Genomic DNA, 12204 nt, shown 5'->3' on the forward strand with positions numbered 1-12204 from the left:
CAACGTAACCAAGATCATATAAGAACATCAAACATCGATACACAACCATGCTCCTCCTGACAAGCAACTTGACACTGTGATACTGAGTAATATACTCAACAAATGTATCTTATCCCACTCTTACTCTTATTGAACGCATCGGGTTCAGTAAGCGGGTTCATTGCGGATGCATCAAATGGCGAAAGACTCGCCTACACGAATATCTATCTGGAAAATACCATGCTCGGAACAGCATCCAATGATAAAGGATATTACATTATTCATAAAATACCTTCTGGTCCTTACCGGATCGTGTATTCCTACATTGGATATGAAAACGTCTCGAGAGAAATCTTCATACAGGAAAACAAGAACCTGACTTTGAACATTGAATTGAATCCTTCGGCAATAGAAGTGGAAGAAATAACCGTTTCCGCAGAGAGAACAAGATTTGAACAGACCGTCGAAGTCAGTCACATCCTGTTCACCCCAAGAGAAATCACTTCTGTGCCCAGATTGTTTGAAGGCGACCTGATAAAAACACTGCAACTCATGCCAGGCGTTGTCACGATGCATGATCTATCGAACAAACTTCACGTCCGGGGTGGAAGTCCGGACGAGAACCTTGTGCTTCTGGATGGTATCACCGTGTATAATCCGTCAACTCATTTGGGGGGACTCTTTTCCACTTTTAATCCTGATGCGGTCGGCTATGCCGAACTCTACGCTGGAGGATTCCCCGCCAATTACGGAGACCGTCTGTCTTCTGTGCTCAGCGTCAACACGAAGGAAGGTAATTCAAAGGAGTTTGCCGGCATGTTCAGTTTTGGCCTGGTCACGTCGAGATTATTGGTTGAGGGACCGATACCGAACGGTTCTTTTCTTATCAGCGCCCGGCGGAGCTACTTCGATGCCCTGGTCTGGCTATACGACAAGATACGCGACGACGATATCGAACTGCCATATTACTTCTACGATTTCATCGGGAAGGTGAATTTCAATCCATCGCCTGAAAACAGATTCACGGTCGCCGGGCTGAGCAGTACCGACGTACTTGACTTTCAGGAAATAGAGACCGAAACACCGGATGAACGGATCGGTCTTGACTGGGGGAACAGAGGAGTCTCCTTGCGTTGGCGCAGCGTGTTTACACCGAAATTCTACGGTGAAATCGTCGGAGCCTGGAGCAATTTTCTGACCCAATTAAGGTATGAAAACCTCAACGACACAACAGAAAATCTGAATCTACACGAGGATATAATCGATTACACAGCGAAGTGCGATTTCAACTATTTCTGGGGCGAAAACCACACCATGGAATTCGGGATCGAAGGGAAAAGCTCTGCGATTGGATACAATTGGGATTTTGAAGAAGGAATGTCTTTGGATCAGGAACATCAGGTCAACCTCATCGCTACCTATATTAAGAGTAAGATATTTCTGATCCCATCGGTCTTATCCGTCCAGCCGGGGCTCAGATCGATCTACTACAGTAAAGGCAAAAGATTGTGTATAGATCCTCGGCTCGGGATCAAGTACCTCTTCAAACCAAATACAGCCTTCAATTTTGCACTGGGCAAATACAGTCAATTCATAGTTACTGTCAACAGCCAGGAATCATATTTCTCGATATTCGATTTCTGGCGCCCCGTTGATGAAACGCAAGCCATCCCGACGGCGTATCACGCAATCGCCGGATTTGAACAGTGGTTCGATGAAAAAACAAAATTCACGATCGAGCCATATTACAAGAAATACTACAATCTACTCATACCAACTGAGGATGATATTTACTTCAGTGCGCCCACCGAAAGCCTGCAATTAGGAGATGGTTACTCGGCTGGCGTCGATGTATTCTTCAAGAAAACTCTCAAGAATGTATTTGGTTGGATCAGCTATTCACTTTCCTTCACCAAACGGAGATTCGACGGAAACTACTATTCACCCCGCTACGACCGCAGGCACAACCTGAATATCGTACTTGGGTTTACTATCCCTCAATCCATACCTTTGCTAAAGAACGGCACTTTGAGCACACGATGGTACATGGCTACCGGACTCCCATACGCTCAGGATATTGCGCGGTACAGGTATTATTACTGGGATCCGCGTTGGGGCATTAACGATTACGATTGGGAGATCATCAGCAGCGCGCGCGATGCTTACCGCCTTCCATTATCCCACCGTCTCGACCTTCATATTGAGAAGAACATGAAGATATTCGGCTTGAAAGGTTCATGGTACTTAGATGTCATCAATGTCTACAACCGCAAGAACATCGCATTCTATACGGTTGACTATGATCAGGATCCTCCGGAAATAAACAAATATTCGCTCTTGCCAGTCCCGATACCCAGTTTTGGATTTAATCTGACCTTCTAAGATGAAGAGAAACCTGAGGAAACGATCGAAATCCCTGATCACCTGGCTATTGCCGGTTGTGTTACTTATCAGCAGTAAGTGTGAGACTTACGTTGATATTGACTACGATCCGCAACTCAATGTTTTCGGCATTCTCAGCAACGCACAACAAAGACAGGAAATTCTCGTTGACCGTACTTATCAAATAGACGAACCATCCGGACCGGCGATCGACGACGCTCTCGTCATTCTATCAAAGGATAACCTGGTCGATACATTGGAATTCTTGATCATGAATGACCGATATGTATCGGATCCTTTCACCCTACAGCCAGAAGGTACATATGACCTTCTGGTGATAAAAGAGGGTTTTGATACCCTTCGAGCGGCAACAACTATCCCGGGTAACTTCACCATATTCTTTCCGGTATATGGTGATACACTTACGCTCCAGGACACAATAGCCCTGACCAGGAGCGAGGGTGCTCTTCTATATAGCATTGCATTCACACAAAACACCGGAGGCTTTGGCCCATTTACCTGGTATGAACCTGACCCGTCTGACACCCTCGTTCAGATACCGGTTGGCGAGTACTGGGACGAGCCGGTTGAAGGTTACTTTACGATTTACATTGCCGCCTACGACAGCAACTTCTACGAATACTATCTCGTAGAAGGAGACAGCATAATACAGGCCGGCGTAACGGGCGGCGTCGGTCTATTCGGCTCCATGTGGACACGAGCCACCAGCACCTACGTCCTCTTCGAATAAACCGGAATAAACCGGGGACAGGCATACACTTTTAACACTTTTGATATCACTGGTCTTATCTGTCAGTTTATCATCATTTTGCTATCAAGAATAGCTATTTTGCTCTGATTATCGAAAGAAATCTGCATCAGAGTACTCTTTCCACACCCCGGAAAAGTATTAAAAGTGTATGCCTGTCCCCAAGATACGGGGTCTTGACACTTAAGTGTTACTGCATATTATTCATATGAGGAATTGGCAATGATCGACGAGAATTCGCGGCCTTCGCAACAGCGCTTCGGCATACGCAACAAGATGGTGCTGAGTTTCGGCATATTGTTTGCCGTGACGCTCATCGCCGTGAATGCGGTTAGCATGTTCGGTATACCGTTCACTTCTTTCCATGGTACATACGGGATTGAACGCGCCGGAGCAATGCGTGACCTCGATCTTATCGCCGGGCTCAAGCAGGAACGGCTGCAAGTGTGGATTGCCGAACGAAAGGCCAATATGCAGATGATCACGCACTGCGAGAAGATCGTCGGCTCGATCCGCGGCCTCAAACGAGTGATTGCAGAGAAAAATCTGATGCCCAACCGGCCCACGTTCAGAACCGATATGCAGCGTGAACCGCATTACTTGATCCTCCGTAAGGAACTGCTGTTGATGCTTGAGATATATCGTGAGTATAATACACTCTGCATTATCGATGCCCAGCTTGGATTTTGCATGGTATCCACAGACATTGCGCATTTAGGAAAACACGTTTTCAACAAGCGATTCATCCGCGAAGCGGTCGACGGCATTCACGGTGAGGCGGTCGATCTTGAATTGCATCCAATATCACAGAAACCAAACATAGTATTCACGCGTCTCATAAAGGATAATGCGGAACGGCCGATGGCGGTACTGGTTGCACATGTCGATGCTGATGCATTTATCAAACCAATGCTCTATGTCGGCGAAGAACTCGGCAAGAGTGATGAAGTCATGATCCTTGACGAACACGCGCGTCCGCTGGTCACATTGAAGAACCCAATGGTGAACGGAGAAAACGCCAGGATGCTCGTAGACAGTATTCAAACACAGGACGCAGCACTCGTCACCCAGGGGAAGGACGGTGTCATGGCAACCAAGGATTACCGCGGTGTGCCGGTATTGGCCGCATACCGGTTCATTCAGATCGCACCGAACCGCGGTATGGGTTTGATCCTGAAGCGCGATGAAGCGGAGACCGTACGCAGCATCTGGAAGCGGATCGGTTATTCTCTTATTGCGGCTCTTTGCGGCATCGTGGTCGCGCTCGTTCTTACGGCATTGAATGCCGCCCGGATATCAGAACCAATCATCAAACTGAGCAACACGGCACGGGCAGTGGAAGCTGGAGACCTCACGGCACGCGCACTACCGACGACCAAAGACGAGGTCGGCGCCCTGGCGACTGTTTTCAACTCAATGCTCAACCGGATCCAGCAATGGCACGCCGAACTGGAAAAAGAGGTCGAGGCGCGTAGCAAAGCGCTAAAGAAGATCAATAAGGAGCTGGGGGAGAGAATCGTCCAGCACGAACGTGCTGAAAGCGCGCTCAGAGAAAGCAAGGAATTCGCTGAGAAACTCATCAACTTGATGCGGGACGGCTTTGCCGTTTTTGATACAAAAGGCGTGCATATCAGCGTGAATCCGTCGCTCTGCAGCATGACCGGATTTTCTGCGCGGGAGCTGCTCGGTGCGGGACCTCCGCATCCTTATTGGCCTGAAGAAGAAATAGAGAAATTTCAAACATCCTACAGGGAAATGCTTCTCGGTAAACCCGGGGAATTCGAATTGATGATGAAAAGAAAGGACGGCACTCGCTTCCCAGTCCTGGTGAGCCCATCACGGACAAAAGATGCACAGGGCAACGTGAATTACTACTTTGCGGCGATCAAGGACATCTCAGAAAGAAAGCGCGTGCTCGAAGCCCTACGTCAGAGCGAAGAGAAATACCGGCTGCATTTTGAATACGCATCTGACATTATTTACTCGATCGACCGGGATTTGCGCCTTCTCAGTGTCTCGCCATCGGTAGAAAAAGTGCTCGGCTATAAACCCGAGGACCTGGTCGGCAAGCGCATCACCGACCTGAATATCATTGTACCGGAACATATCGATGCGTTTACACGTGATTTGGCACAGATCCAGGCCGGTGCGCAGATACAAGCCCCCGTCTATGAATTCATAAGTAGAACCGGCGAGCGTAGATTTGGTGAGGTAAGCAGCGCTCCTCTGTACCGCGACCAGAAGATCATTGGCGTCGTATCCGTCGCCCGAGATATAACCGCCCACATAAAAACCGACGAAGAATTGACAAGAAGCAACCGCGCCCTGAGGATAATCAGCACCTGTAATATGACCCTGGTCCGCGCAACCGAGGAAAAAGAGTTACTCACAGAGATCTGCCGGTCGATCACGGAAATCGGTGGCTACATGCTTGCCTGGGTCGGCTATGCCGAGGACCACACGCAAAAAACGATCAGAATTGCTGCGCACTCTGGCAAAAAAATACAGCATATCAAGCGTCAGAAGTTGACATGGGCAGACAACAAGGATGGCAACAATCCTTTCGGCATAGCGATTCGTTCCAAGACGAACTATATGTGTCCTAATGCGCAAAATGCTGATGCAGACATGGTCATCTGTCGCGAATTATTGAAGCACGGCTTCAAATCGCTGATGGTGTTACCCCTCATGAACGGCGAGAAGATCCTCGGCACCCTAAATATCCACTCCGCTCATGCCGAAGCCTTTGATGAACGCGAAATCAACCTGCTACAAGAACTCGCCGATGACCTCACATATGGCATCCAGGCCTTGCGCGCCCATATCGCGCGCAAAGAGGCAACTGAAGCACTCGAATTGAGCTACACGAAGCTGCGAAAGACCCTTGAAGAAACAGTGAATGCCCTGGCTTCGGCAACGGAAAAACGTGATCCGTACACGGCTGGCCACCAGCGGTCGGTCACACAGCTGGCCTGCGCCATCGCCGAGGAGATGAAGATGACCGAAAACCAGATCGAGGGCATTCGTATTGCCGGATTGCTCCACGATATCGGAAAACTATCGGTGCCGGCAGAGATCCTCAGCAAACCTGGAAACCTGAGTGAGAGCGAATTTTCTATCATAAGATTGCATAGTGAAATCGGCTACGATATACTGAAGACGGTCAATTTCCCATGGCCCGTTGCCCAGATAGCATTAGAACACCACGAACGTATCAACGGTTCTGGTTATCCAAAAGGTCTTGCCGGCAACAAAATCCTGCAGGAGTCAAAAATAATGGGGGTCGCCGATGTGGTCGAGGCAATGTCGTCACATCGACCCTACCGGCCGGCACACACGATCAAAGAGGCACTCGAGGAGATCAAGAACAACCGCGGTATTCTCTACGACGCCAAGGTCGTGGATGTATGTTTTGCTTTATTTGAGAAGAAGAAATTCAGGTTCAAGCGATCCTGACAAAACACAACCCAGAATACAGAAGTTGAGAAGCTCAGAGGTTCAGAAATTGTGATCGCAAACCAAAGTCTTCAACAAAGACTAGCCTCGTAGGATATCTCCGACCGCTCCAGGAAGATAGTTCCATAGATGGAATGTCAACTTGTCATCTTATTTTGATGACTTTCCGAACGATCTCATCTTCAACCTTTATAAAGTAAACACCCGGCTGAATCATGTCTGGTTCCACAACCCTTCCTGCGATGTCGAAGACTTTGCATTTCGAGCCTTCGGGGAGTTGCAGAGGGCCGCCAAAGATGGTTGAAGTAAATTCCTTGGTGTCAACGCAGGGGATTTTATTCTCTTGAATCTTAACATCTGACAGCAACTTAATAACATAAACATCCTCATAGCCAAATGGTCCCTTGCAGCCTGCAACGACATAACCCCCGTCACTAGTCTGCTGCACCGAAAACCCCGCAGCATTCTCTATTCCGCCGTAGGTGGCAGTCCAAACCGTATCACCACTAGTATCTATCTTTATCATGTAGACATCATTACTCGGGCCAAGAGATGAAGTCCACCCTGCAACAACAAACTGGCCGTCGAACGTCTCTTGTACTTCATACCCCCACTCCACGGCATATCCACCATAGTGTCTTGTCCACATCGTATCACCATTCACATTGGTCTTTATGATATAAACGTCATCAAGACCGACGCCGTATGAAGAGGTATATCCTGAAATAACATATCCGCTGTCTGATGTCTGCCACACTGAAAGGCCTGCATCGTAACCCAACCCCCCATAGGTGCGCGTCCAGAGTGTATCGCCGACGGAATCCGTCTTCACCAGAAATACGTCAAAGTTACCAAAAGAAGTTGTCAAACCAACAAGAACGTATCCTCCGTCATGTGTCTGTTGCACACAATAACCATGGTCATGTCCTGCGCCGCCATATGTTCTGGTCCAAATATGATTCCCCAGAGAATCTACCTTTATCAAATAGAAATCCTCCAAGCCGGCACCAAAGGAAAGCGTTGTTCCTGCAATAATGTATGCTCTGTCCGCAGCCTCCAGAACAGACCAACCATAATCATTTTCGACACCTCCATATGTCCTGCTCCATAGCGTGTCGCCGTTTGCATCTGTTTTCAGAAGATAAACGTCACCGTTTCCCGAACCAAATGAAAATGTCCGTCCAACAGCGATATATCCTCCATCTGAAGTTTGCTGGACAGACCAACCATCATCATCATCAACGCCGCCGTAAGTCTTTTCCCAGAAGTTATTACCCAGTGAATCGATTTTGATTAGATAAACGTCACTGCCTCCCATGCCAAAAGATGTTGTCCATCCCGTAATGATAAAGCCTCCGTCTGATGTCTGCCTAACAGCATATCCATAATCAGCGCTGTCACCACCATACTGTCTCGTCCACAGCGTATCTGCTGCTTGTGTGTATCCAAGAGTGACTGTGACAAAAGTCGACAACAATACTATATTCTTTATACCTACCTCCACGTTGCTATGCCGAAATGACCATCTATACGCCATTACCGAAAGATAACAAGCAACGCGGTTATAGCATACAGTTTAACTCAGGGGTTGTCAGAAGGATATTTTCACCCGAGGATGATCATAATCGTAACGGTTCTCAGTTTTTTTGATAACCCTGTCGGTCCTGCCATCTATCACAACCAAATGGCGATAGTATGTGCAATAGAGAACATTATCAGTCGAGTCATAGGCTAACGCATAACAGCCTGGCTTGATGTTAGCGATTACCCTATCTGTCACACCATCGATAACTGCGATACCATGACCAGCCCTTGTCGAGCAGTAGATTTTGTTATCATTAGAATTATAGACAAAGGCATAAGGATCCCGACCAACCTTTATAGTTGTGATCACCATGTCGGTCGTACCATCGATCACCGTTACATTATCGCTCGCCCAATTTGCGCAGTAAATCTTGTTATCTACTGAATTATAGCCAAGGCTTCTGGGTCTATTACCAACACCAATGGTTGCGATCACACTATCTGCCGTACCATCTATCACCGTCACATTTTCGCTATTCCAATTTGCGCAGTATACCTTATCATCGGTTGGGTTGTGCATTAAAGCCCAAGGGGCGTCACCGACTGCTATGGTAGTAATCACCCTGTTGGCCGCACCGTCGATCACCGTTACATTATCGCTCGCTCTATTTGCACAATAGACCTTGTTATTGGCGGGACTACAAAGTAATGTCCAAGGTTTGTTACCAACAGGGATCGTAGCGATCACACTGTCGGTTGTACCATCGATCACGGTCACATCATTGCCCCCCCAATTCGAGCAATAAATCTTATTGTCTGTGGGATTGTACGCCAGGAAACGCGGAACATCACCGACCGGGATTACCCTTTTCGTCGTTCCATCATAGACTACCACATGATATTTGTGCTTGAAAATCCTGTTACCAGCGGAATTGTAGACCCATCCTGCAGGGAGATGCTCAAGCGTGTAGATTTTGATATCATTGGAATTGTAGACCCATGTTTCAGGGAAGCGCTGCAATTTAACTCTTATTTCAAGAGACTGGGCCAAAAAGAAATGCGGGGATATAACAAACAGCAACATGACCACGAATATCCGACGCTGTTTATGTGTCATATATTTCTCCTCCTTTCAACTACCTCTACCAGAATACTCTAACTACTGCCGAGAAATTATATGCCAAAGCATCATATTGTCAACAATACATAGTGATAGGTACATCATTTTTGCGGGAGAATCAAGAAATAAAAACGGGGAGTGATCTTAAGCCACTCTCGTTGTGCTACGCTTTTAGTCTCTATCTAACCTTAATGACCTTCTGTCGCAACCATACTGGTCGCGTTGATTACAACGATAACAAATAGATTACAATGACATTATTACCGGATTTTGACAACTTTCTGAACGATCTTATCATCTATTTCTATAAAGTATATACCGCGTGTTATCGCAGTCGGCTCTACAACCCGTCCCGTGATGTCAAAGACTTTGCATTTCTTACCTTCGGGCAGTTGTAGAGGACCGCAAAAAATTGTAGCCCCAAGGATGTTTTGCTTCTCGACGCATTTGACAAATGGCTGTTCCTCAATACCAATGGGTGCCGTGAGCCAGGGAACAAAATCAACATGATTAGATACCGAATCGCCCAGGCCTCCAGGATTGGCTGTCGGGTGATAGGGACCGGTTGCATCTCCCCACCAGTTGGAGTCAGCACTGACTATTAAAGTTGTGTCAGTATTGCATACTCCAAAACCAATGTTGTCGCAGATATCGTTATTGCGTATCACTGGGTTGGAGAGATTGCCCCAAAAATCTGGTTGGCAGTATATACCATTACCATTATTGCCTGATATGATACAACCGCTAACAACCGGTGAAGAACCGTCGCAGACCATGCCGCTGCCAAATCCTGTCAGCGGTATCACGTTTTCTGATACAATATTGCCGGTAAGGGTCGGTGAAGATTGATAGAAGTAGATGCCGCCCCCATCCCAGACAGCCGTATCATTACTTACTGTATTATTGCTGATGGTCGAGGAAGCTCCCTGGTAGTGTACGCCACCGCCGCAGTATCCTGTATTACCCGTAATGTCGTTGCCGTCGATGAACGGTTCAGAACTGTCGCAGCCGATGCCGCCACCAAAATTCGCATAATTACCAGTAATAGTATTCTCTGTAATAACAGGTGCGGAGCCATAGTCACAGGCAATGCCACCGCCTATCCAGCCACACATGCATTCGCCTGTTGCATTGTCAGCGATGACATTGTTAGTAATCGTCGGCATAGAGTTGCCCATACAATAGATGCCGCCGCCAGAGACTGTGGCATAGTTTCCATTGATAGTATTATCCATAATAATGGGCGCAGAGCTGTCGATACATGCAATACCGCCGCCACTTACCCCATCATGAACGCCTCCTCCGTTTTCTGAAACAATGTTGCCAGCGATTATTGGTGAAGAATTACCTAAACAGACAATACCGCCGCCAAGACCAGCGCCACTAACTCTATTACCAGTGATGATGTTGTTGGTAATCGTCGGCGAAGAGTTTTCGCAATAGATACCAGCTCCATGGTCGTATGTGCCGGTTAGATATCCGTTGCGAATAGTAAACCCACCAATTAGAGTCACAGAATCTACTCCTGTGGATATGCATATCACTCGTCCAGTGCTATCACCATCTATAATCGTCGTATTTGGCCCCAATTCACTCATAAGGTGTATTCCCTGAATATTCGGCCAGACGATGTTTTCAAGGTAGACACCAGGACCGACGAGCACCGTATCCCCAGTCGTACAGGAATCCAGACAATCCTGAACGCAGTTGAATGTGGAATCAGGGTGTACATACCAGACGGTTGCATATGCTATGCTTGTGACTATCAACAAAGAGATTGCTACTGTTAACACACCTACATTCTTCATACTACCTCCTTCTATATTGAAAAACCATAATACACAACTCTTGAGAAAATCTACTCATAGTTATGGTTCATAAGTACACTTCTATCGACAATCAAATGTTTGTTTATAATCGTAATTCGGTTTATCACCGCCATCTCACAGGGCTTCTCACAGATCCGTAAAACGAGAGATATACGTGGCCAGACAACGCTCAAACAAAGAAATTGAGAGGTTAAGAAGCTAATACAGCAAACTGAAGTCACGAAAAGCACTTCCAACCTGCTATATTTTGTTAACTTTCAGCAGTATTATCCTCCGATATTTCATACTAATGCACAGATTGCCTATTTCTCTCCCTGTGCTAGTTTACTTTTGTGAAATACACGAGGTCAGACCATCCTACGTTATAGAAGTTGGGAACTTGGGAGGTTAGGAAGCTAAGACAAATCACTCTTACACATTCTGGCATTATCCGACTTGCTTGTCTGCTTCGATCGGCACCGGTGATCCAGAGGTATAGTGATGTACTGGATTCCCCGACTAAATCGGGGAATGACCGGCAATACTGATAACCAGAATAAGGTAGTTCTCGATTCACTCCGTTCACTCGCCTGTCTCGAGCAAAGCGAGAGGAACGACAATACGCTTTGTTGACGTCCTTAAGATAATCGATATAATCACTGCAGGCATCGGTAATCTGTTATCAGTCATCAGATTTCGGTGTTGCGCCCGTAGTTCAAATGGATAGAACGGTGGACTCCGGCTCCAATGCAAGCTTTTTTGACAACTTCCGAAATCACGCCAGAAATCGCATAAATGCAAGTCAGACAACGCTCCGCACCATTCTGACCGTTGCTGGATTTTCTGTCTATTACCGTATGTTTTGGTAAAAAAGTGGCACAAATCTGGCACAAGAAAAAAGAGGGGAGTGACCGACTGAATCACTCCCCTTGTGCTACGCTTTTTGATCGCTATCTAACCTTAACCACCTTCTGTGTCACGACACCATCAACCTCAATGAAGTAGATGCCTGGCCGAATCATGTTCGGTTCCACAACCCGTCCCGTGATGTCAAAGACTTTGCACTCCTTGCCTTCTGGTAGTTGCAGAGGTCCGCGGAAGATAGTTACAGTTATCTCATGTTTATTCTTCACAGCTAATTCGTTTTCCAAGATACCCGTGGGTGA

At 47.0% G+C, this 12204-nt stretch carries 7 protein-coding genes; 3 read left to right on the top strand and 4 right to left on the bottom strand.

All coding sequences use genetic code 11. The annotated features are described in order from the left end of the window. Positions 1 to 102: 102 nt before the first annotated feature. From OEV79_09310 to OEV79_09320, 3 genes are all read left to right on the top strand, one after another. Complete coding sequence (locus OEV79_09310; protein ID MDH4211627.1) at positions 103 to 2361, top strand: TonB-dependent receptor; 2259 nt, start codon at positions 103 to 105, stop codon at positions 2359 to 2361. 1 nt (position 2362) lies between these two features. After that, positions 2363 to 3112: a DUF4249 family protein gene (locus tag OEV79_09315; GenBank protein ID MDH4211628.1), complete on the top strand. Its 750-nt coding sequence runs from the start codon at positions 2363 to 2365 to the stop codon at positions 3110 to 3112. Positions 3113 to 3352: 240 nt separating this feature from the next. Continuing rightward, entirely contained in the window at positions 3353 to 6586 is a 3234-nt protein-coding gene (locus OEV79_09320) for a PAS domain S-box protein (GenBank protein MDH4211629.1), read from the top strand. A 145-nt stretch (positions 6587 to 6731) separates the two neighbouring features. Here the strand turns inward: OEV79_09320 and OEV79_09325 are convergent, their stop codons facing one another. From OEV79_09325 to OEV79_09340, 4 genes are all read right to left on the bottom strand, one after another. Next, positions 6732 to 8090, bottom strand: a complete 1359-nt coding sequence (locus tag OEV79_09325) for a hypothetical protein (GenBank protein ID MDH4211630.1) — start codon at positions 8088 to 8090, stop codon at positions 6732 to 6734. Positions 8091 to 8177: 87 nt separating this feature from the next. Next, positions 8178 to 9227 carry a YncE family protein gene (locus OEV79_09330; GenBank protein ID MDH4211631.1) on the bottom strand — a complete coding sequence of 350 codons (1050 nt, stop codon included), beginning with the start codon at positions 9225 to 9227 and terminating at the stop codon, positions 8178 to 8180. Positions 9228 to 9490: 263 nt separating this feature from the next. Next, positions 9491 to 11038 (bottom strand): right-handed parallel beta-helix repeat-containing protein, encoded by a 1548-nt coding sequence (locus OEV79_09335; protein MDH4211632.1) that lies wholly within the window; start codon positions 11036 to 11038, stop codon positions 9491 to 9493. A gap of 950 nt (positions 11039 to 11988) precedes the next feature. Then, positions 11989 to 12204: hypothetical protein (locus OEV79_09340; protein ID MDH4211633.1), on the bottom strand; the 216-nt coding region annotated here is incomplete at its 5' end.

It is taken from the genome of candidate division WOR-3 bacterium, assembly GCA_029858255.1.
Lineage (GTDB): Bacteria > Hydrothermota > Tepidihabitantia > SM23-42 > SM23-42 > SM23-42.